14 protein-coding genes and 1 pseudogene are annotated in these 22,672 nt (G+C 50.2%); 2 read left to right on the forward strand and 13 right to left on the reverse strand.

Features of this window, described 5'->3' with window-relative positions; translation table 11 throughout:
* Positions 1-233 precede the first annotated feature (233 nt).
* The 10 genes from E5336_RS00575 to tilS form a co-directional block, all read right to left on the reverse strand.
* Complete coding sequence (locus E5336_RS00575; RefSeq protein WP_135979145.1) at positions 234-446, reverse strand: hypothetical protein; 213 nt, start codon at positions 444-446, stop codon at positions 234-236.
* A 71-nt stretch (positions 447-517) separates the two neighbouring features.
* On the reverse strand, positions 518-1,102 hold the full coding sequence (locus E5336_RS00580) for a class I SAM-dependent methyltransferase (RefSeq protein ID WP_135979146.1): 585 nt from the start codon (positions 1,100-1,102) through the stop codon (positions 518-520).
* Positions 1,102-2,028 (reverse strand): transketolase family protein, encoded by a 927-nt coding sequence (locus E5336_RS00585; protein WP_135979147.1) that lies wholly within the window; start codon positions 2,026-2,028, stop codon positions 1,102-1,104. The genes E5336_RS00580 and E5336_RS00585 overlap by 1 nt, the downstream gene beginning before the upstream one ends.
* Positions 2,029-2,031: 3 nt before the next feature.
* Positions 2,032-2,847, reverse strand: a complete 816-nt coding sequence (locus tag E5336_RS00590; RefSeq protein ID WP_135979148.1) for a transketolase — start codon at positions 2,845-2,847, stop codon at positions 2,032-2,034.
* Between the two features lie 129 nt (positions 2,848-2,976).
* Positions 2,977-4,824, reverse strand: a complete 1,848-nt coding sequence (gene glgB / locus E5336_RS00595; RefSeq protein WP_135979149.1) for a 1,4-alpha-glucan branching protein GlgB — start codon at positions 4,822-4,824, stop codon at positions 2,977-2,979.
* Positions 4,825-4,899: 75 nt separating this feature from the next.
* Positions 4,900-5,868, reverse strand: a complete 969-nt coding sequence (gene dusB, locus E5336_RS00600; RefSeq protein WP_135979150.1) for a tRNA dihydrouridine synthase DusB — start codon at positions 5,866-5,868, stop codon at positions 4,900-4,902.
* Entirely contained in the window at positions 5,861-6,724 is an 864-nt protein-coding gene (gene hslO / locus E5336_RS00605) for an Hsp33 family molecular chaperone HslO (RefSeq protein ID WP_135979151.1), read from the reverse strand. The genes dusB and hslO overlap by 8 nt, the downstream gene beginning before the upstream one ends.
* A gap of 110 nt (positions 6,725-6,834) precedes the next feature.
* On the reverse strand, positions 6,835-8,799 hold the full coding sequence (gene ftsH / locus E5336_RS00610; RefSeq protein ID WP_135979152.1) for an ATP-dependent zinc metalloprotease FtsH: 1,965 nt from the start codon (positions 8,797-8,799) through the stop codon (positions 6,835-6,837).
* Positions 8,800-8,811: 12 nt separating this feature from the next.
* Positions 8,812-9,354: a hypoxanthine phosphoribosyltransferase gene (hpt, locus tag E5336_RS00615; RefSeq protein ID WP_277820715.1), complete on the reverse strand. Its 543-nt coding sequence runs from the start codon at positions 9,352-9,354 to the stop codon at positions 8,812-8,814.
* Positions 9,355-9,377: 23 nt separating this feature from the next.
* Positions 9,378-10,577, reverse strand: a complete 1,200-nt coding sequence (tilS, locus tag E5336_RS00620) for a tRNA lysidine(34) synthetase TilS (RefSeq protein WP_168353486.1) — start codon at positions 10,575-10,577, stop codon at positions 9,378-9,380.
* Between the two features lie 79 nt (positions 10,578-10,656).
* Between tilS and E5336_RS00625 the strand changes: the two genes are divergently transcribed.
* Positions 10,657-11,031 carry an SdpI family protein gene (locus tag E5336_RS00625; RefSeq protein WP_168353487.1) on the forward strand — a complete coding sequence of 125 codons (375 nt, stop codon included), beginning with the start codon at positions 10,657-10,659 and terminating at the stop codon, positions 11,029-11,031.
* Entirely contained in the window at positions 11,018-11,203 is a 186-nt protein-coding gene (locus E5336_RS00630) for a hypothetical protein (RefSeq protein ID WP_135979155.1), read from the forward strand. Before E5336_RS00625 ends, E5336_RS00630 begins: the two co-directional genes overlap by 14 nt.
* 105 nt (positions 11,204-11,308) lie before the next feature.
* On the opposite strand, the gene E5336_RS00635 is transcribed toward E5336_RS00630, so the two are convergent.
* From E5336_RS00635 to E5336_RS12680, 3 genes and pseudogenes are all read right to left on the reverse strand, one after another.
* Entirely contained in the window at positions 11,309-12,253 is a 945-nt protein-coding gene (locus E5336_RS00635) for a hypothetical protein (protein ID WP_135979156.1), read from the reverse strand.
* Between the two features lie 134 nt (positions 12,254-12,387).
* On the reverse strand, positions 12,388-19,101 hold the full coding sequence (locus E5336_RS00640; protein WP_168353488.1) for a Spy0128 family protein: 6,714 nt from the start codon (positions 19,099-19,101) through the stop codon (positions 12,388-12,390).
* A 297-nt stretch (positions 19,102-19,398) separates the two neighbouring features.
* Positions 19,399-21,972 (reverse strand): annotated as a pseudogene (locus E5336_RS12680) (DUF7601 domain-containing protein); the annotation flags it as partial.
* Between the last annotated feature and the right edge of the window lie 700 nt (positions 21,973-22,672).

The following is a 22,672-nucleotide window of genomic DNA, read 5'->3' on the forward strand; positions in this document are numbered from 1 at the left end:
TTTTTTACTCCTCCGTTATTCTTACACGACAAGACAGGATTTGAACAGCCTTTTTTCCATTTCAACAAGATTTCACATGTTTTTCCTCTTTTCGCAATCAAAAAAAGACCCGATCGGGTCAAAAAAGCAGAACGGCGGCTTCTCGTTTCCAATATGCGTAAAAACACGCGTAAATTCAATCGCAAAAAAAGACCATAGCGACATGGCCATCGTCTTTTGATGAATTGGCTTGCTTATCCGACGATTTCCTCAGCGGATTTAAGCGCCTTTGTGAGCAGCTTTTTCAGCGCTTCCTTGTCGTGTTTTTCCATGTTGTAGAAGAGGCGGTCGTTGATGATGTCGTCTTCTTTCGCGTCGTGGATCTTATGCGCGATCTGCATGAAATATCCCGTGATGCTGTCCTTATCCACTTTGTCCCGTAAGCACTTGCATTGTTTTTCTGCCATATTCCTATACCTCCCATATGTGGTTTTATTATAAGTCATTAAAAAAACGGAACAAACTCATGTGCTCCGTTTCATTTTTTTCGAACGAGAAGAATCCAGTATCCTTTGTCGCGTGTCACGCGCTCCACCCGACATCCGGCTTCTTCGAAGTGCTTCACGGCGCTTGGCGCGCCATGTTGTTTGCGCATCACCAGCCACAGCCGTCCGTGCTCGCTCAAATGCTCGACACACGAATCCAGCAGCGCGTACATCGCGGGCTTGCCGATTCGAATGGGCGGATTGAATACGATGCAGTCGAACACGCCGGTTTGGATGCCGTCCTGCGCCTCGACGCGCGCCTTGAGTCCGTACTTCTCCATGTTCGCCTTCGCGAGCTGTACGGCCCGCGCGTTGATGTCGATCATCGTCATGTCCGTATGGTAGCGGCTCTGCAAAACGACACCGACCACGCCGATCCCGCAGCCAAGATCCAAAATCGACCGGGGATCCGTTTCATGGTCCAGCACGGTTTCCAGCAGCAGACGCGTGCCTTCATCCAGCTTGTCCTTGGAAAATACGCCCTGGTTGGAATGCAAAGTGAACGATCGTCCGTCGATCTCGAATCCGATATCGAACGGCCGGTCTTTGACGTCGTCGTTGGTGAAATAGTGGGCCATCAGGCGTTTTCCACCGCGTTTTTAATGGCTTCGGCGTCAAATCCGAATTTATGATACAGCTCGTCCGGCTTTCCGCTTTCGCCAAAAACGTTTGGCACGCCCAAACGAACAAGTCTGGCGCCGCCTTCGGCGCTGGCCATGACTTCCGCCACCGCCGAGCCTAAACCGCCGGTAATTAAATGGTCTTCCACCGTGATGATCGTATCGCAGGTTTTCTTCAGCTCCTCGATCATTCCGGCGTCGATTGGAGAAATCGTATGCATGTTGACGACTTTCGGCTTCACATCGAGCATGTCGTACGCTTTCAGGCACTCCTGCACCGAGCTGCCCGAGCCAATGAGCGCGATCCGGCTGTTTGGGTCGCCTTCCTTGAGCACGACGCCCTTGCCAAACGTGAACACGTAGTTTTCGTCGTTGACCTGCTCGACGCCGCTGCGCCCGAGCCGCACGTAAAACGGCCCGTCCTGGTAGGCGATATATTTAATGGCCTGCAGCGCCTCGTTGTAGTCGCACGGAACGATGACGCGCATGCCCGGAATCGTGCGCATCAAGGAAACGTCCTCGATGCACTGGTGGCTCGCTCCGTCCTCGCCCACGCTCACACCCGCGTGCGAGGCGCACACTTTGACATTCAGCGCCGGATACACGATCGAGTTGCGGATTTGCTCGTACGCCCGTCCGGTCGCGAACATCGCGAACGTGCTGGCGAAAGCGATCTTTCCGCTGGCGGCCAGACCGGCGGCCACAGCCATCATGTTTCCTTCCGCGATTCCCATATCAAAATGGCGTTCCGGCGCGATTTTTTTCGCTTCCGCGCCTTTCGTGCTGCCGGCCAGATCGGCATCCAGCGCCACGATGTTGCGGTCCTCGGCCATCAGTTGTTTCAATGCGTCGCCATAAGCGACCCGTGTTGCGATTTTTGCCATGGATTATTTCGCCTCCAGTTCTTTGAGTGCGGCTTCTTTTTCGTCACTGTTTGGCGCCACACCGTGCCAGTTGACTTTGTTTTCCATAAACGACACGCCTTTTCCTTTGACTGTCTTGGCGATAATGACCGTCGGCTTGCCTTTGTTTTGGCGCGCTTTGGCGAACGCGTCGCGAATCTGATCGAAGTCGTGGCCGTCGATGCACTCCACATAGCATCCGAACGCCTTGAATTTCTCATCGAGCGGATACACGCTCATGACGTCGTGCACATGGCCGTCGATCTGCAAATCGTTGTTGTCGACGATCATGCACAAGTTGTCCAGTCCATAATGGGAGGCCGACATCGTCGCTTCCCACACTTCGCCCTCCTGGCACTCGCCATCGCCTAACAGCGCGTAGACGCGGTGCCCGTTTTGATCGAGCTTGTTGGCCAGCGCCATGCCGACCGCCGTCGAGATGCCCTGTCCCAGCGAACCCGTGGACATGTCCACGCCTTTCAGGTAGCGCATGCTTGGATGGCCCTGGAGCGGGGAACCAAGATGACGGAACGTGGGGAGCAGTTCCTTATCGAGAAAACCTTTTTCGGCAAGTACGCCGTATAACGCCGGGCTGGCGTGCCCTTTACTTAAAACGAATCGGTCGCGATCAGTCGTGTCCAGATTATCCTTTGTGATATCCATTTCTTCAAAGTAGAGACTTGTGATCAGGTCTGTGGCACCGAGACTCCCTCCCGGATGTCCACTCTGGGCAGAATGCGTTTCAATAATAATATCCTGACGGATATTGTTTGCATGCTTTTCCAGTTGTGCGTTTTGCATAGTCATATTTCTCCTTTTAGCCCATACATTATATCAAACTTCTTTCTCGTTTGTGAGGAATTCACCAAAAAATAGAAAAAGAAGCGCAATTTCCGAAAGGTTTGCACTTCTTTGTTTTTGTGGAATCGTTTACTTTTTCGCGGCTTCCGGCTCGTTGTCCACTTCGAAGATCTGCGCGCCAAGCGCCGGCACGTCGACCTCGATCATAAACGGCTGGTTGTTGCGTTTGAGCCGCACCGCCTTCACGCGCTGCGCCGTGTCGGTATTCAGCGATCCGTTGTATTTGGCCCACTGCGTGTTCATGACTTCCGTGTAAACCCCTTTGTGCGGCGCGCCAAACTGCGCCCGGTACGGGTTGGTCGAGAAGTTGAGAATCGTGATAAACGTCTTGTCCGTCGCCTTGCGCATGAAAACATACAAGTTGCGTCCCGCGTCGTCCGCGTCGATCCATTGGAAGTTGAGCGGATCATAGCCGTAGTAGTAGGCGTCGTTGTCCGCGTACAGCGCCGTCAAATCCGCGAAGAACTTGGCGAACGCGTCGTGCATCGGGTACTCGAGCAGGAACCAGTCCGTGCTCTTTTGCTCGTCCCATTCCCGCAGCATGCCGATCTCGTTACCCATGAAGTTGAGCTTCTTGCCCGGATGCGTGAACATGTACGTGTACAACGCCCGGCACTGGGCGAACTTGTCCTCGTAGCTTCCCCACATCTTGTCGACGATCGTTGCCTTGCCATGCACGACCTCGTCGTGCGAGAACGGCAGGATAAAGCGTTCCGAATAGAAATACGCCATCGAGAACGTGATGTCATTGTGGTGGTACTGGCGGTAGATCGGATCGCGCTTCAAATACTTGAGCGTGTCGTTCATCCAGCCCAGATCCCACTTGTAGTCGAAGCCCAGACCGCCATCCAGCGTCGATTTCGTCACGTTTGGAAAATCGGTCGAGTCCTCCGCGATGAGCATGACTTTGCCATGGTATTTCTCGTTGATCATGAAGTTGGCGCGCTTCATGAAGTCGCAGGCGCCCTCGTTGACGCCGCGCTCTTTGTTTCCCTTCCAGAAAATCGCGTTCGAGATCGCGTCCCAGCGCAATCCATCCATGTGGTAGACATCGAGCCAGTAGTTGGCGGCCGACATCAAAAAGGAACGGACTTCCTCTTTCCACAAGTCAAAGTTCGCGGTTCCCCACTCGGAATTGGCGTCGTCCGGATTTTGATATTCGTAAAGCGGCGTGCCGTCAAAGCGCGCCAGCGCGAAGTTGTCCTTCACAAAATGCACCGGCACGAAATCCATAATGATGCCGATGCCCGCGTCGTGCAGCTTGTTGACAAATTCCATCAGCTCGACGTTCGTGCCATAGCGCGATGTCGTCGAGAAATAGCCCGTGTCCTGATAACCCCACGAACCGTCGAACGGATGCTCGCAAAGCGGCATGACTTCGACGTGTGTGAAGTGGTATTTTTTGCAGTGGGCGATCAAATCGTCGACGATATCCAAATATTTCGGGAAATCGTTGGGTCCCATGTCCTCGGTGCGCTTCCACGATCCCAGATGCACCTCGTAAATACTAATTGGATCGTCGTATCCCTTCGTTCTTTCCTTCATCCACTTTTGGTCAGTCCAGCCGTCGAAGCTTAGATCCGCGATAATGGACGCCGTCTGCGGACGCAGCTCGGAATAAAACGCGAACGGGTCGATCTTGTCGACGATGTCCCCGCCCGCCTGAACCACGTGGTATTTATACGAGTGGCCCGGTTTCGCTCCTTTGATGCGGGCCGTCCAGATTCCCTGGTCGTCTTTTGTCATCGGCGCGTCTTCAACGTCCCAATCGTTGAAGGTTCCGATCACGGACACGCTTTGGGCATGCGGCGCCCACACAGCGAAATCCGTGTATGTTTTTTTCGGATGCGCGCCGAATAAGTTATATGCTTCAAGCTCCCGGCCTTCAAAAAAGGCTTGCGTCTTTTTCTTCTCCATAAAAGTTCCTCCTAAAACCATTTTATACTTTATGGTACAAAATAAAAAGCGCAAAAAGTGAAAAACTGTATGCGCTTAATTTCTTTGCGTTTTGCGAAAATCTTCTAAGATTTTCTCTAAATCCGCCAGCGTTTCCATGCGCGAAAACGCGTCCTTCGTGCCATGGGAGTTGGGCAGTCCCTTCAAATACCACGAAGCGATTCCCCGCATTTCGCGAATGCCGGCCAACTCGCCCTTCATGGCGCACAAGTCGCGGGCGTGCGCTAGACATACGCCGATCCGGTCCTCGATCGTCACCTCGTGGGTTTGGCCGTGCAGCGAATCCACGATGTCCCGAATCAAAAACGGATTGCCGATGATGCCGCGGCCGATCATGACAGCGTCGCAGCCGGTTTGCTCGCGCATCGCGTAAAAATCCTCGACGGTTTTGACGTCGCCGTTGCCAATGACGGGAATCGAAACGGCGTCCTTGACTTTTTTGATCCACGTCCAGTCGGCTTTCCCGTCGTACATTTGCGTTTTCGTGCGGCCATGGACGCAAATCGCGGCCGCCCCGGCTTCTTCCATCGCCTTGGCCATTTCCACGCAGTTGATGTGCTCGCAATCGTAGCCGATTCGCATCTTGACGGTGACCGGCTTGTTGACGGCGTCCACGATCGCCTTGACGATTTTTTTGGCGTACTCCACGTCCTTCATCAAATAGCTACCCGCCTTCGCTTTGATGACCTTCGTCACCGGACAGCCCATGTTGAAGTCGATGATGTCGCAATCCGTCTGCTGGTCCAAAAAGCGGGCCGCGTACACCAAGGTATCCTCGTCGTGACCGAACAGCTGAAAGCTGACCGGATGGTCGCCCGGCTCGCTTTGGCACATTTTCAGCGTTTTGTCCGAGTCGTAGTACAGCGCCTTGTCGGACACCATTTCGTTGCACATCAAACCTGCCCCGAACTGGCGGGCGATCTTGCGGAACGCGAGATTGCTCACGCCAGCCAGCGGGGCGGTGATGACCGGTTCGGCAATTTCCACAGAACCGATTTTAAGCATTCATCTCCTCCAGGATGGCTTCCAGCTCGTCTTTGGTGAACTGGTAGTGCTCGTTGCAGAAGTTGCACGTCACTTCGCAGCCGGCATCATCGTCGATCATTTGCTGGATCTCGTCTTTGGACAGCGTCATCAAAATGCCTTTGGTGCGCTCTTTGGAGCACGGGCACGAGAAATGAATATCGGTTGTTTCCAGAACTTGCGCGTCCTCGAACAGGTCCCTGGCCAGCTGGCTCATGTCGGTATCGCCATACTCCTTGATGATGGTCGACATTGGCTTGAGGCCTTCCACGACGTGTTCGACGATCCGGATGTCGGTGTCGGTGGCGTCAGGCATCATTTGCAGCACGAGGGCACCGGCCGCTTCCACTTTGCCGTTGGCGTCCGTGGACACCCCGACGGAAACCGCGCTTGGCGTCTGTTCGGAAAGCGTGAAGTAATACGTGAAGTCCTCTCCGATTTGACCGGACTGGAGCTCCACCGTTCCGGTAAAGTTTTCCACCATGTTCAAATCCTTGATGACGGTCAGCGTGCCCTCCGTGCCGACGGCTTGCGCCACGCTTGGCGCGTCGACGTGCGGATCCGAGACAAAGCCACGGACGTTGCCGTTGGAGTAGGCGTCCACCGTGATGCTGCCAATCGGCCCGTGGCCGTTGATAGAGATCGTGAGCATCTCCTTGTCGGATTTAAGCATGCCGCCCATGATGGAGGCGACAGAGAGCGTCCGGCCTAAAGCGTCCGTGGCGATCGGCCCCATATCGAACCGGTCCCGGGCTTCCTGCACCATGTCGGTGGTGCGGGCGATATAAATGCGCACATGCCCGTCCAGGGCGAGTGCTTTTACGAGTTCATCTTTCATCGTTTGAACCTCCTTGTTTCCATTATCCTCTTTTCTTTTCCATTTTACCTATTTATATGCTTTTGGCAAAGAAAAGGAGCGATGGCTTTTCGTTTCGCTCCTTTGGCTTCTTAGTCTTTTTTCTTGGTGAGTTCGCTCAAAGCCTGGTCGAGATCTTCCTCGCTGGCTTTTTTCGGTACCGGCGGCACGTCTTCCTTGACTTCGACGGTTTCCGTTTCCACGATGGTCGCCTCGATTGGCGCGTTCGGATCTTTGAGCTGTCCGTATTTCATAAGATTCGTGATTTCCTCGTTGGTGAGCGTCTCGTTTTCATACAGGTTTTTCGCGATCAAATCGAGCAGGTCGCGGTTTTCCGTCAGGATGCGGCGGCATGCCGTATGGCACTCGTCCACGATCTTGCGCACTTCCTTGTCGATTTCCTCGGCGACACCCACAGAGTAGTTTCCGCCTTGCGTGTAGTCGCGGCCCAGGAACACGTTGCCTTGCGGATTGGCGTACTGGATCGGTCCAAGCGACGACATACCGAAGACACGCACCATGTTTTTGGCGATGTCGGTTAGTTTTTCAATGTCGTTGACCGCGCCGGCACTGATTTCGCCAAACACGATTTCCTCGGCGGTACGTCCGCCCAGCAATCCGGTGATTTGCGCCAAATATTCCGAGCGGCGGTGGAAGTATTTTTCCTCGCGCGGCGTCATCAGGTTGTATCCGCCCGCTTCCCCGCGTGGAATGATTGTGACTTTTTGCACCATGTCGGCGTCTTCGACTTTGAGTCCGATCACGGCGTGTCCCGCTTCATGGTACGAAACGAGCCACTTGTCCTTATCGCCGTATTTCTTGCTTTTTTTCGCCGGTCCCATCATGACACGGTCGATGGCTTCGTCCAGGTCGTCCATCGTGATGACGGTTTCCTTGTTGCGCACGGCCAGGATCGCGCCTTCGTTGAGCACGTTGGCCAGATCCGCGCCGGAGAAGCCCGGCGTGCGCTTGGCGAGGTTTTCCAGTTCGACGCCTGGCGCCAAATGCTTGTTACGGGCGTGCACTTTCAAGATTTCCTGACGGCCTTTGATGTCCGGCAGGTTGACCGTGACCTGACGGTCGAACCGTCCGCTTCGCAGCAGGGCCGGGTCGAGGACGTCAGGCCGGTTGGTGGCCGCGATGATGACGATGCCGTTGTTGTCGATCATACCGTCCATTTCCACGAGCAGCTGGTTGAGTGTCTGCTCGCGCTCGTCGTTTCCGCCGCCCATGCCGGCGCCGCGCTGGCGTCCGACGGCGTCGATTTCGTCGATAAAGATAATGCAGGGCGCCGCTTTGGCTGCCGTTTTAAACATGTCGCGCACGCGGCTCGCGCCGGTTCCGACAAACATTTCCACGAAGTCGGAGCCGGAAATCGAGAAGAACGGCACACCCGCCTCGCCGGCGACGGCTTTAGCGAGCAACGTCTTTCCGGTGCCCGGAGGACCGACCATCAGGATACCCTTTGGAATGTGGGCGCCCATGTCGGTGAATTTTTTCGGCGCGCGCAAGTAGTCGATGATTTCCTTGACTTCCTCTTTTTCCTCCTCGCAGCCGGCGACGTCCTTGAACCGCGTTTTCACGTTGGATTCGATGCGGGCTTTCGATTTGGAAAATTCGAAGGCTTTGTTGTTGCCTCCGCCGCCCATGCGGGCGAACATGAAATAAAAGAACACGCCGACCAGGATGAATGGAATGAGCTGTCCAAGCACATTGAGCCAGACGCTTCCCTGGTTTGGATCGACGATGGAAATTTGTCCGCCGTCGCCGGTCAGCGTTTTGTTGAGCCATTCCAGATTGGCTTCGGTGTTGGGAACGAGGACGTTGAAGCTTGTCGCGTTCGCGCCCGGTTTGGAAGGATCGGTGTACGTTCCTTCCACATCAATGACCGTGGACGAGATGGTCATTGAGGAGTTTCCGAATTTCGCGTCCTGCGCGAGCTTCTGGAATTCGGTATAGTTCATATGGCGCATCGTGCCCTGGGCGCTGTACGCGATCAAGGAAACGATGATACAAACTATGAAAATCGTGGGAAGATAGTTGAGCCACTTCTTCATTAATTGATCCCCCTATTCGTAGATTTCAGGTTTGAGAACGCCGATGAATGGCAGATTTCGGTATTTCTGGTTGTAGTCGAGTCCATAGCCCACCACAAATTCATTCGGCACGGTAAATCCGACATAATCCGCTTCGATATCGACAACGCGTCGTTCCGGCTTGTCAAGCAGCGAAACGATTTTGACGTTGGTCGCGCCTTTGTTCAGGAACATCTTGCGTACTTCCGAAAGCGTGCGGCCGGTATCGACGATGTCCTCGACCACAAGAATCGCCCGGTCCTTGCTGGAAAGATCCATGTCTTTTTCGATGCGCACGTCGCCGATCGACTCGGTTCCATCGTACGAGCTGACCGACATGAAGTCGATTTCGCAAGGGAACGTGAATCGCTTGATCAGTTCCGCCATGAATGGAACGCTTCCGCGCAGCAGGCCGACGATGATCGGCACGGTGTTTTCCTGTTCGTAATCGTGTTCGATCTGCGCCGCCAGCTCTTTGCAGCGTTGTTCTATTTGTTCTTCTGTAAGCAATACTTTTTCAATATCTTTGCTGATCATTTTTGATTTCTCCTCTAGTAAACCTATCGCGCTAATTGTAACATAAAGGCCGTGGGTTGGATAGAAAAATGTGTGCGGTCGCAGCCGATTCCAGGCACGAAAACGACGTGTCCCTGGCTGTTTTCGAGCACGTACCACTGCTCGCGCCACAGGCGCGGAATCTTGCGGTCGATCCAAAACCGGCGCAGCGTCTTGGTGCCGCAGCGCAAGGCGATTCGGTCCGTTCCTCTGGCGGGACGGAGCGTGAGAGGAAAATCCTGGTCGGTCAAAGTCACGCCTTCCTTGACTTCCCCTTTATTATTAAACGAATATGTAAAATTTCCCAACTCTAATGATTGAAAATTTTTCACGCTTTCCCTATCGCCCAGTAAAAAGGTAGGATATTGCGTTTTTTGCGCCAGCAAAACCTTGTCGTCGTGGCGTTCCAGCTTGTAGTCGCGCAAGTCGACTACGCAATTCGTTTGCAGCTGCCGGCACAACGATTCAAGATGGCTTTGCGACAAATGGCGTTTCATGGATTCCGCCAAAAACAAGTCGAGATAAAACGGGGCGTCCGGATCGGCGAGCAGGGCCGCCATGCCTTGCCTGGCCAAACGCTGCCGGCCCGCTTTTTTTTCGGCCTCCCACGCCGCGTTTTTTTGGTCGATTTCCTGCTGAAGCGCAAGTTTTTGCGCGCGGGTCATCGCGTCGATGGTTTCATGCCGGATCTGATTGCGGGTGTAGTGGTCGGCAAGATTCGTTTCGTCGACGCCGTAAGGCACATCGTGACCGACGCAATACGCTTCGAGCTCTTTTTTCTCGTAAGCGAGCAAAGGACGATGGACGCGCAACCCATGGTATGTCGTTTCAAGGACAAGACCGTAGTGGTCGCAGCGCATATGGCGTCGCATTTGGAACAAATACGTTTCAAGGCTGTCGTCGAGATGGTGGGCGACGTACAAGTCGTCGATGCCTTCTTGATGGGCGATCTGAATGAAAAACGCGTACCGCGCGTCCCGGGCCCACGCCTGAAAGTTGCCTTCGCCGGGATATTTTGGATAGAGCACGTGGCATGGAATGGAGCGCTCTTGGCAATACGAGCGGACGATTCGCTCGTCGCGGTTGGCGCTGGGGCGCTTGGCGTAGTTGACGTGGGCGACGACAAGGGAATGGCCCTGCCGGTAAAGCTGGTCGAGCAGAGCCATCGAGTCGGGCCCGCCCGAACAGGCGATCAAAGCTTTCATTCTTTCCACTCTCCTTTCTGTTTTTTCCTCCACAAGCATACCATACCCCATCCGGATGAAAACGATTTATAATCGAAATATGAACGGAACTCCTTATTTTGGCATCGCGCTTCTCATCCCGCTGTTTATCACGGGCATTGGCGTCTGGTGCTCGCATTACCCGCCAAAAACGCGGCAGGCGTTGTTTGGCTACCGGTCCCCGCTTTCGATGCGGTCCGAGCGCAACTGGATGGCGGCGCAAAAAGCGCTGGGTCATTTGTGGTCGTGGCTTGGGCTGGCGGATCTGGCGGTCGTCTTTTTCGTGGAACTCGCGTTGACGGCGTCCAAAAACGTCGTGTGGATGGTGTATGGGTCGCTCGGCATGGTGGCGGCGCAAGTGTTCGTGCTTGTCGCCACCTATCTCATCATAGAAAGGAAACTGAAAAAACTGGATGCCTCGAATGAAAACATCTGAATCGAATACGCGTATTTCCAACGCCCGCATGGCAAGCGAGCTGAAACGTTTGCCGGTTTTGCTTATGCAGTCGGCCAGGCAAAAGATCGTTCTGGAAGGCAAGCGCGTGTACATCGTCGCGGCTACCCTGTCCAGAGAGATCACGGAGCCCTGGCGCAATCGAAGAGGATAGCTTCCTCTTTTTTTCATGGCGTCCGGTTCCGTTCTTATCCCATTCGTCAAAAGAGCCTGTCCGCAAGAAAAGCCCGCTAATTCAAACGGGCTCTCATGACTTATTTTAAGTTTTGTCTTCCATCAAGCCAAGGCGTTTTCCCACCTGGCGCGCTTCGCTGATTGTCAGATCCTTACGCTGGATTTCATATACCTTTTCGATCGGGACTCCAAATTCTTTGGAAAAGCGTCGAATGGCGTCAACCGACGCTTTCACAGCGCCTTCTTTTCGCCCTTGCGCTCGTCCTTGCACACGTCCTTCATTTCGTCCTTTCTCTCTTCCTTTCTCGATAAACCCCTGGCTCAAGTTGCACATTTTCCTCACCCTCCTTTGGTCTTCTTCCATTGTGAATCCATACGCTCTCAACTTCTCGTTGGCTTTCTTTTCCTCTTCGCACTTAAACAAATAATGTAGCACTTTCAATGAATCCTTGTCGTCTTCCCGGATCTCGTTTCCGATTTTGAACGTCGCCAGGTTCATCATGCCCTCCTTTGGCTCGTTTCTTGTCACCTGGCTTCCTTCTGTTTTCTCGATCCATTCCTTTTTGATTTCCAGCTCGCTTTTTTTGATCCGGAAATCGTTGACGACCCACATCGAATACACCGGCCGCAACGCGTTGTAGTCCACTTTCTTTCCCACCTGGTTACATACCATCGCGGCCACATACAAATTCTTTCGTGATTCCAAATCGTACGCTTTGGGCATGTCCTTTTGGAAATCCGCGTTGCCGTACGCCTGCCATGATTTCTTTTTCATGCCAAACAACAGGTCGGGCTCGACGTAGGCGCCCGAGCTAAACGCGATCTCGCCCGACGCGTACGGGATTTGATCGGTGTCGGTTTCGATATAGCCGCGAATAGCTTCGATGGGGTCCGAAGCCAGGGGCGGCACGCCGTCTTTGATCAAATACGACAAAAGCCGGGTGTCCCGGAGCCATTGTTTCGCCATACGATCGTACGCCCGTTGCTGCCGGCGCAGGCTTTTCCGTTCTTTTTTATTTTTATCTTTCATATCTATTATATACGACAAAGAGAGGACAAAAGGGACAATTTTTCTTTAATAATTTTTTTGCTTCCAAAATATCCGTTTTCCGGATCAAAAAAGGAACGGGCGTGTCTTTCCCGTTTCCGTTCCTTTTTCTTTCTTTATTGCGTCTTTTTTCTCTTCACCCACAAGCCGGCGAGTACGAGCATCGCGCTCATAAGCAAACTAATCCACAACGACTGGTTCGTTTGGGTCGCGGTTTTTGGCGATGTTGGCTTTCCGTTTTTGGAAGAGGCCGGCGTTCCCGGCTCGACCGTCACCGTGACTTCGTTGGATGGAGTTTGACCGTTTTCGTCCACGAGGACGCCGACATTGATCCAGGCGCTGTTGCGGGTTACGACTGGCACTTTGACTTGGAACGTCAAGTCGATCGTCTCGTCTGGTTTCAGCTCGTCGATCTTCCACGTGATCGTCTTGTTTTCAATCGTGCCGCCCCTCGTGATGGAGCCTTCAACGAATCGCAGTCCGTCCGGGATCGCGTCTTTGACTTGGATTTGCCGGGCGCTTTCCGTTCCGTGGTTTTGGATTCGCAAAATGTATGTGATCGTATCGCCCATATTGGCTTTGAGGCGCGTCTTGACTGGCTGGCCATCGTTTTTGGCTTGCAGCTTCTCGATCGTCACCCGAGGTCCTTCGTTTGGCGTCTTGATTTCCACTTCGTTGGACGGGGTTGGCTCGTCCGGGCGCGTCGATTCGACGACTTCGGCGATGTTGCGCCATACGCCTTCGGCTTCCGGTACATCGACCGCGAACGAAACCGTTCTCGATGTGCCGGTTTTCAGCGTGCCCAGATGCCATGTGATTTGGCCGTTTTCCACGAGGCCCTCGTCGCTTACGCTGCCTTCCAACAGCGTCAATCCTTCCGGGATCGCGTCGGTTACGACGACATCGGTCGCGTCGGCTTCGCCATCGCTTGTCACTTTGATGAAATACGTGACGCGGTCGTTGCCCACAACGGCGAGCACGTCTTTTGTCCGGTTGCCTTCGTTGCGTTTTTGCGATTTTTCAATCGTCAAATGCGGCGCGAAGGTTTCCACTTCGACTGGCGGCGTCGTTTTCGGATCCGGATCGTCCTCGCTGTATGTGCTGGCCACATTCGTCCAGCGCGTATGCGTTTTGACGGATGGCACTTGCACCTGGAACGTCACCGTCCTGGTTTGTCCCGCTTCCAGCTTGGCCAGCTTCCACGTAATGCGGCCGTCTTTCTCCACGCCGTTGTCGCTGATCGAGCCTTTTACGAGTTCAAGGCCTTCCGGCACGATGTCTTCGATCACGACCTGGCTGGCCGGTCCGACACCGTCGTTTGTCACGTCGATAGCGTAGGTGATCTTGTCGCCCGCTTTGGCCTGAAGCAAGGTTTGCGTGAGCGCGCCGTCGTTTTTCGCCTGTCTTTTCACCACGCGCAAAGACGGAACGTTCGTTTCCACTTCGACTGGCGGCGTTTCGATTTCCTCGCGCGGCTCGTCTGGATTTTCCGGGTTGTTCGGATTGTCTTCGTGGCTGACCGTCGCCACGTTGGTCCATTTCGTCTTTTCCTTGACGGATGGCACTTGCACGCGGAACCACACTTCCTTGGATTCACCCGGCTGTAAATCGCCGATTTTCCAAAGCATCGTTCCTGTCTGCTCGTCGTAAACCGGTTCGACAAGCGAGTTGTCCATCGCCTGCATCACAAGGCGGATGCCATTCGTTTCCGGAATCGTGTCTTTGATCCAGACGTCGTGGGCCGTTTCCAAACTTGTGTTGGTCGCTTTCAAATAATACGTCACCGTATCGTTCGCTTTGGCGTTCAATATCGTTTGCACCCGGTCGCCGTCGTTGAGCTTGTGCTCCTTTTCCAAAATGACAGCTGGCACGAGCGTGTCGACTTCCACCTCTTCGGATGGAATGTCCACCCGGCCCCCCTCTTCCGGATTGTTCGGGTTGTTTTCATAGTTCGTCACTGCCTGATTCGTCCACAAGGTGTTTTGCGTGACAGCCGGAATACGGACTTTGAACGTCACCGTTTTGGATTCGCCGGCGGCCAGGTCGCCAAGATTCCATGTGATTGTCTGGGTGTTTGGATCGTATCGACCGTTTTCGCCCGCTTCCACGAAAGTCAGGAACAATGGCGTCGTTTGGTTTTCGGCGGTCGGGATCGTGTCGCGCACGATGACATCTTTCGCCGTCGCGTTGCCCGGGTTGTTCACCGTCAGGCGGTACGTCAGCACCCAGCCCGCTTTTCCGGTCAGTTTTTCAAAGGTATACTCGGCGTCGTTTTCGAATTTCTGGTCTTTGACGATCGTCAACTGCGGCAAATCGGTACCGACTTCCACTTCATTCGATGGTTTCGGATCCTCGTCTTCGTAAACGAGCGTCGCGATGTTTTTCCATGTCGTTTTCTTGTCGACTGTCGGAACAGTGACAGAGAACGTCAGTTCCTTCCTTTCATTGGCCGGCATCGTGCCCACGTTCCAGGTAATCGTTCGGGATGCGGCATCGTACTGGCCATTTTCACTGGCACTGTTTTTCACATACGTCAACCCTTCCGGCACCACGTCGCGTACGAATACGTTTTCCACATCGTGTTCGGTTGGATTGGTCACATGAAGCATGTAGGTCACGGTGTCGTTGGCGTTGACCGCGAGAATCTCTTTTTGCATCGCGTCGCCATTGACAGACTGCCATTTTTCAATGTCGAGATTTTTCACGATCGTGTCGATTTCCACCGTATTGGATGGCGTCGGCTCCGGATCTTCTTTGTATGTCAAGGTCGCGGTGTTTTTCCATGCCGTGTCTTTGTCGACAACCGGCACTTTGACCTGGAACGAGACGATGGCGGTTCCGCCGTTGGCGGCCAGCGTGCCCACGTTCCATGTGATCTTCCTTGTGTTCTCGTCGTATTGTCCGCCATCAAAGGCTTGCACAAATTCCAGACCTTTCGGTACGATATCGGTCACGACAACCTCGGTCGCCGCTTCGTTTCCTTCGTTGGTGACAACGAGATCGTAGGTGACGAGCTCTCCGGCTTCGACGCGCAATGGCGGCGTTTCGCCATCGTACATTGGCGTCGTCGGCGTGGATTCGTATTTATGGATCGTCACTTCTGGTTTTCCAGGTTCGGACTGATCCGATACCGGATTGGACGGTTTTTCCGGCTGGTCGTCTCCTTGCACATGCGCAACATTCGTCCACGTCGTCGCGATATCCACTTTTGGTACCCGCACCTGGAAAGTGACGGAGCGGCTGGCTCCTACGCCCAGGTCGCCCAGTTCCCACGTAATCAAACCCTTCTCGTCCACTGTCGCGTCCACGAGCGAGTTTTCGAGCAAAATCAAACCTGCCGGTACCACGTCCGTGATCACAACGTTTTTCGCGATCGCGGTTCCGGAATTTGTGACTGTGAGTTTATACGTAATCACATCGTCGGCGTCGACAGAGATGGCATTCACAGTATCCGTAAACTCGCCAAAGTTTACCGACTGCTCTTTATGAATCGTCAATTTTGGTTCGTTTTCTTTATCCTCATATTGATTCGTAAACAGCATCGTGTTGTTTGGCAATGCGTTGCCATCCGAATCGGTGTATTGAATAGATTTGACTTTCAACGTGCTGTTGTTCCATTCTTCCACGGTCACAATCGCTTTAAAGACGATTCGATCGTACGTCATTCCCGAAATTCCCGTATTTTGTTCCAAAATCTCGTAAACATAGGTTCCAGGTTTGGTGTACGTGATTTCTCCGAACTCAAAGCGTCCGAACGCGTTGTTTCCAACGACTGTTTTCGCCGGCAGCGGCGTTTCGCTAGCTGGCATGATTTCCGCTTCGCGTTCTGTCAGCTTCAGCTTTCGCTTCAACTGAGCGTCGATTGGCGCCGGCGTTTCCTCGTTGTCGGCCGGTTCGGTTTCCGGTTGTTCCTCTGGTTCTTCTTCTGGTTGTTCCGGCTCTTCCGGTTCAAATGCCGGCAGCGTCGAACGATGCACTTCATACGATTCGTCGAGCGGTTCTTCTTCAACATCGTTTGGTTGCTCCGACCGGGTCGCGGTTTGACTTGATGAACCAGCCGGACGAATCTCAAACTGGAATGTTCCTTCTTTCATCTCAAACGGATCGCCGTCCGGACTCATCGTTTTAAAGCCATGGATGACCGCGTTGTCCGTGCTTGGTTTCAAGTTTCTAAACGTGACGGACGCGTCCACACCGCTGGACATCGTTCCGCTTGCGGATCCGATCGTGTCGATTTGCAAGTAGTTGTCGATCCAGTTGTTTTGCGTCAACTCGGTCACGACGTATGGGGTGCCCGCTTCCAAACCATAGACAATGAGCGTTTCGTCTGATTTCAAATTGAATTTCGCTTTGCCTTGCTCGTCAAAACCAAGGCTCTCGTCTTTCTTTGTACCGTCGGCCTGGATTCGTTTCGCTTCCAATGTCTGTTTTGCGAAAGCCGCGCCCAAATCGAGTTCGAACGGGAATGGGTAATTTTTATCCGCGTCTTCCAGAGTCTGTCCTGTTCCGGCAATCAGCTGTTTCGAGATCCGTAAGCCAGCGTCGTTGACAAACGCGTCACGGCCGCTTCTTGTCAGTTCGTTTACGACCAGCTTGCCGTTATCGTCCGTAACATCGAGCGTGTACGTCAGCTCGTTTGGATCATATTCTATATCGCCGGAATTTTGCGGTTTTACTTCCTGGATAACCGCGGTATAGCGTCCCGCTTTCGCAAAAGTGACGAGTTTGAAGTTGATTGTTCCATCTTGATTATTTTGCGCAGACTCGTTATAAATCACGGTTCCATCGCTGTCTGTCACCGTCATATTAAATGCAAATGCATCGGCTTCCAGTTGCGTGCCCAGCAGTTGTTTGGTCAGCATCGGCCGCCAGCTTCCGCTCGGCTGGTACTTGTTTGTAAACAAGACGGATCCTTGATCGACATCTCCTTTGAAATATGTCGGTTTCACTGTTAATTGACCCTTTTCGTCTTTTTCCACTTTTACATTGACCGTATACACATCGCCCGAATATTCAATGTTGTTGATCGAGCCGCGATGTTCTGTCACCTGATACTCGTACGATTTTCCTGCATGTTTGCTTTCAAAAACGATTGGATCAAACTGTGTATTTGCTGTGCTGTCTTGTCCATTGCCTTGAATCGTCACTTGCTGATGCTCCGGCATTGGCGCGTCCTGGGTGATGGCTTCCAGATTAAACACAAACTTGTCCTCTGGCGTCATCGCTCGTCCAGTCAATACCTTGGTAACCGGAATGGCCAGAGTAGCTTCCGGTTCATAGTCGTTCGTAAATTCAATTTTATCTTTCGAAGTGCTGCCAATCGTGTAAGTCGCCGTCGCAACAATCTCTTTATCAGCTTTTGATACCTCCACATTAACTGTATAGGCGGTCGTGTCGTATTTCATTCCCGAAAGGCCTGTCGAAATTTCCTGCACTTGATATACATACTTCTGACCGACATTCGCCTCGGTGTATAGAATTGGCGCAAATTCGGCGGTCACTTGTTCACCTGCTGTTGGCATCATGGAAAGAATCGTTTGTGCTGGCATTGGCGCGCCGTTCTCACCCGTGATTTCAAAGAGGAAGCGGTCGCCGTTTACAAATTGTCTTCCTTTCAATGTCTTGGTGACTGGAATTAAAAGCTGACCCGTCGCCTGATATGTATTAGTGAAAGAGAGTGGTTTATCTTCCGATAGATCAACCGAATTTGCGTTTTCATCTGTTGTATATACATGGGCATTAAGCGCTTTTCCACCATCTTTATTATCTATCAACTCAACATCCATATTCACAAGCCATACATTGGTGTCGTAGGCAAGCTGTTTAACCGAACCAGCTACCTCGCTGATTTTAAACTTGTATTGACCGGTCATCGTACGATCTAAATGCTTAAATTCAAAACTTCCGGCATCCTGTCCGGTTGTCGATTGAATCGAGACAATGTCCTTGTCAACGAGATCTTTTACTGGTCTTGGATTATTATTGTCCGCATCTTCGATTTTAAAGAAGAACTCGTCGCCAGTTTGCGGATCTCTTCCTTCCAGATTTTTTTGAATCGGTATTTCCACATTAATCGGCTGAATGTAATCGTTAATAAATCGAGGATTATCGACTGCATTGTCTGCTGCGTCAGTTATTGTCGATTCCGCTTTCAACTTTCCAGTCGTTACGTCTTGACTTACTGTTACATTTACCGTGTACGCCGCCTTCGAATACTCGACATGTTCTACATTCCCGGTCTTTTCGGTAACCGTATACTGATAACGTGTACCGACATGGCTCTGATTAAATTCGATTGGCCCGAACTCACCCCTCAACGTATCGGACGCGATTGGTGTTGCTGTGCCGCTCTCGCTCACATTTTGAAGCGTAATCGTAGAATTTTCCGGCATTGGTGCGTTTGGATCTACGCTTTCAATCGTAAACTGATATTGTTCGTTTCCGTTAAAATCTCTTCCTGTCATCGTTTTTGTGACCGGAATCTTGACTAACGCAACCTCTTTTGCATTATTCACAAAACTGATTTCGATTTTTTTGTTCGCTGCACCCGTAGCTGCAATCGTTCCGGAGGATTCTTTCTTCGTCGGATCTCCGTTTACACTATCCACATCGAACCGGTAATCTCCATTCTCCGTAATTAACGTGTCTTCCGTTACTTCATATTTTGTTCCCGCCGGAATGTTGTACAAAATCAATTCATCGTCTTTTTGGATGTCAAATGTAAATGTTCCATCTTTTCCGATTGCTTTTTCACCCAGCTCCTGCTTTCTCGGTGAAGCGGGGTCATTCGATTTCGATCCCTTTTTTAAAATGTATGGAACATTCTTCATCTGTTCTTTTCCTGCCGGCGGCGTCAGTGTGACGTGGAATCGGAATGCCTCCTCCGTCGGAACAGAACCAGTTACCAGTTCCTTTGTAAGAACTAAAATACCCGGGTCTTCCGCGTTGATAAATTTAACGTAGTTTTCCCCTTTGATTAAATTCTCAAACCGCTTTCCTTCTTGATACTCATTTTGTTTTAAACCTTCTTCAATGGTTCCACTAACAAAAGTAGTGGAAATATCCGCCGCATTTTCTAGATCAATTTGTGTTCCATCTTTTAAAATTCTTTTTGTCTCTTTAACAAAATATTTATATCCTCCATTTGTTGTTCCCACTTCATTCGGTCCAGTTCGCGGAAGTCCTGTAATCAACGCTTTTTGTGAATCTTTAAGTTTAAATGTATCTCCTGAAGAAATGTATTTTGGAAGACTTGAATCATTTTCTATTTTTATATCTTCTGTCGTTCCATCCGATTTCTTTGTTACATTATAAAATTCAATCGCATATTTATTATTTAACTCGTTCCCATTTGGATCTTGCAAATAAAGCTGAAATTCATATTGATCATCCGAAGGTGTCGTAGCTTCCGCCACTTCCGAACGTTTCACTTCTTTTTCCACCATGATCTGTCCATTCATCGCGGTTTCTTCCATATCCAATTCCTGGAAAGGCACGGAAAAACGCATGTAGCAAGACGATCCCGAAGCGCCACGCTCCAAGTAATATACGGCCAGTTCATAATGGTCGGCATTGACTTTTTGTGTTGTGTCCGACTCCGCCAGAGTCTGGATTTCCTGCTCTTCAGAAGCTTTCCCTGCATTCTTCTGATTTTCTGGGATTGTATAGGCATAAACGGTTTCATCTTCTCCGTTTACATCTTTTCGCTGTTCTACAAAAGTTTTGTTTTCACCATCAATAAAATCCCACAAATTGACAAAGGTTCCCATGGAAGTATGGACGCCACCTAAGTCGGCGATCTTCGTGGATTTTACAATTTTTTTATTTTCCCCTTCTCCTTCGACTTTATTCAAAAAGACAAACATGTCGTCATCTCCATAAAAGAAATAACGGAGTGGCGCGCAATACCCTTCTTGCAGAACAAACGGGATCGTTGTTGTCATACCGAAATAAACATTGTGATCTTCCCCTCCATCGCTTGCTGGAAGTAAAAGGTTATTTTCATTTGTTATAGCTGGATCTCCCGCAAGAATGTACTGTCTTCTTGCATTCGATCCAAATTTTACATCGTATCCTTCCTTGCCCCATGAAGAGACTAAATCCATTGGCCAAAATTCATTGGAACGAATACCAGCAACCCTAACCGGTAATTTAGTTAAATCATGATTTATCGAAGTGGTAGTATCTTTGCTTTTTACTGTAACCGACTCTAAAGTATAAGTTCCACCTAATCTTTCAAATTGAAGTTGAAACTTTTCATCTTGTTCCCCATCATGGGCATACACTGTTCTTCCTGTTGAGTTAACTCTTGGATCTGTTGAAAATAAAGCGGGCGCATTCACTCCCGGAGCCCATTGAAGGGTTCCATTTTCATTCATGCCAGTCGCCAATCCAAATGTCGCTCCTTGCAAATTTGATCCATCATAAGTTCCATAAGAAGTATTGGGAGCAAACCGATTACGATCATTCGACTTATTCAGTGTATTTTCGTTCCATGTCATTGAATCCCCTAAACCAGTATGTCCGCTTGTCTCCCCATTTCCAAAGGCTAAAAAGCTTTCTTTATTTGTACCATCCTCATTCTTAACATAGGAGTTAATTCCTTGAGATTTCGTATTGACCCATACTTTCTCACCTTTCGCAATTCTCTCCTCCGCTTCCTCTCTTGAAAGTACTTTATCCTCGGCTAAAGTTTCTGCTCCCCCTTTATCTGCATAAACCTTTCCATTAGTAATATCATAATCAAAAAAATCAACATCATTAACAGCTTGTTCGCCTTCTGTTGGTTCAAACACAAGCCGAATTACCATATCATTTGTCACCAAAACCGTTGCTTGAGTTGGATTGTTCGAACTATCGGTCTCTACTTTATACCTTATTTCATGATTATCAGGAGTAACACCTTTCAAATTCGCATTCTCCTCATTATTTGTAAAAATAAATTTAGAAGGATCATGACGACTCGGATCTGCGCTCAATCTTGGCGCTTTAATAATCGTAAAATCTTCTCTCTTAATACTATCTTTGTTATTTTTACCCGACTTCAACCATACTTCGGAAAGTGTATAATTTGAATTATAGCCATTTTCATTCGCACTATTATACAATTTGTTCATATAACGCATTTGTGGCTTCAATAAAAATGGCACCGTTTCATCGGCAAACATTTTATATAAAATGCTTTCTGTTTTTACGATTCCCTGAACTGGATCTGAAAAAACAATTCTTGATTTTGGATCTAAGTTTCTTTTTGTCCCATAGGAAAAATTAGGATCAACATTGCTTGGTAGTTGTCCTTTTCTTAAATTCGTATTCCATACAACAAGCGGCTTCTGATTCTGGTAGCTACCTTTACCCGACAAATAATTCTTTAAATCCGTTTCGTTCACTTGTTTATTATAGGCATCCGTCCCAGTACCAGTACCTAGATATTCTTCATTCGTATAATTTATTTTTTCTTTATTATACTCATCCTCCATATTCCCAAGCACCATCGCCGGGAAGTTGTAGTAATGCTGGATGGTAATATCTGGGTTGATGGTCTTATCGGTTGGCAAATTGTACGTTTCCCGCGCTGTGGGTTCCTCTGCCTGTACCGGCATCCCCGACAACAACTGGCTGCCCACCATGCCCGCGCAAAGACTAAGACTTACGAGTTTTTTGAATAGTTTTTTGTGCGTTAAAAATTTTTCCCAATTCATTTTTCTTTCCTCTCTTCTTAAAACTTCCTAAAAAACAAAAAACGCCCTTTTCGGTATGAAAAGAGGCGTAATACCACCGTGATTGCTTTTTGATTCTCCCTATCTTCCCATACTTTCTTTTTCGGTGAAATCAAAACCCAATTTAAAAGACGAAACATTGTCACAAATCATGACGACAACGATTTTTATTTTCTTTGGATCTCTCTTTCCAAAGCAATCAATTTATCGAATTCCGTAACCTTATCATACAAGAAAATATGTTCTATTGTCAAAATTATTTATTATGTCATGTTTTTTATAATACATTTAAAAGATAGGGAATGGAATCAGAGAAAATTGGAAAATAGAGAAAGGAATTTGAATAAAGTTGTGATAAAATAAAACCGAACTCGTGTTTCTTTCGTGGCTGGTTCGGTCGGCTGAGCCGGAGAACCGTAACTCCGTTCACATAGATGCGCAAATTCATTTTGCGCTGGAATCGGAGGTTTATTATGACTGATTTTGAAATAATTTCAATTTTTCTAATGATTCTTGCCATCGTAGTCAATCTACTCGTGGCATTGATGAAGGAGCATAATAAAAACAGCCACGGCAATAGTTTGGAAGACTAAGCGGCTGTTTTTATTGCCTCGATAAATCCGAACCATTCATTGAATGAAGCACTGGTTCTTTTTACATCTTCATTATACGGCGCCCTTTT

Source organism: Dubosiella muris (genome assembly GCF_004793885.1).
In the GTDB taxonomy this organism is placed as follows: Bacteria; Bacillota_I; Bacilli_A; order Erysipelotrichales; family Erysipelotrichaceae; genus Dubosiella; species Dubosiella muris.

Bases quoted from the DNA above. Each gene is read 5' to 3' on its own strand.
- E5336_RS00575 (WP_135979145.1), bottom strand. From the start codon at position 446: ATGGCAGAAAAACAATGCAAGTGCTTACGGGACAAAGTGGATAAGGAC.
- E5336_RS00580 (WP_135979146.1), bottom strand. From the start codon at position 1,102: ATGGCCCACTATTTCACCAACGACGACGTCAAAGACCGGCCGTTCGAT.
- E5336_RS00585 (WP_135979147.1), bottom strand. From the start codon at position 2,028: ATGGCAAAAATCGCAACACGGGTCGCTTATGGCGACGCATTGAAACAA.
- E5336_RS00590 (WP_135979148.1), bottom strand. From the start codon at position 2,847: ATGCAAAACGCACAACTGGAAAAGCATGCAAACAATATCCGTCAGGAT.
- glgB (WP_135979149.1), bottom strand. From the start codon at position 4,824: ATGGAGAAGAAAAAGACGCAAGCCTTTTTTGAAGGCCGGGAGCTTGAA.
- dusB (WP_135979150.1), bottom strand. From the start codon at position 5,868: ATGCTTAAAATCGGTTCTGTGGAAATTGCCGAACCGGTCATCACCGCC.
- hslO (WP_135979151.1), bottom strand. From the start codon at position 6,724: ATGAAAGATGAACTCGTAAAAGCACTCGCCCTGGACGGGCATGTGCGC.
- ftsH (WP_135979152.1), bottom strand. From the start codon at position 8,799: ATGAAGAAGTGGCTCAACTATCTTCCCACGATTTTCATAGTTTGTATC.
- hpt (WP_277820715.1), bottom strand. From the start codon at position 9,354: ATGATCAGCAAAGATATTGAAAAAGTATTGCTTACAGAAGAACAAATA.
- tilS (WP_168353486.1), bottom strand. From the start codon at position 10,577: ATGAAAGCTTTGATCGCCTGTTCGGGCGGGCCCGACTCGATGGCTCTG.
- E5336_RS00625 (WP_168353487.1), top strand. From the start codon at position 10,657: ATGAACGGAACTCCTTATTTTGGCATCGCGCTTCTCATCCCGCTGTTT.
- E5336_RS00630 (WP_135979155.1), top strand. From the start codon at position 11,018: ATGAAAACATCTGAATCGAATACGCGTATTTCCAACGCCCGCATGGCA.
- E5336_RS00635 (WP_135979156.1), bottom strand. From the start codon at position 12,253: ATGAAAGATAAAAATAAAAAAGAACGGAAAAGCCTGCGCCGGCAGCAA.
- E5336_RS00640 (WP_168353488.1), bottom strand. From the start codon at position 19,101: ATGAAGAATGTTCCATACATTTTAAAAAAGGGATCGAAATCGAATGAC.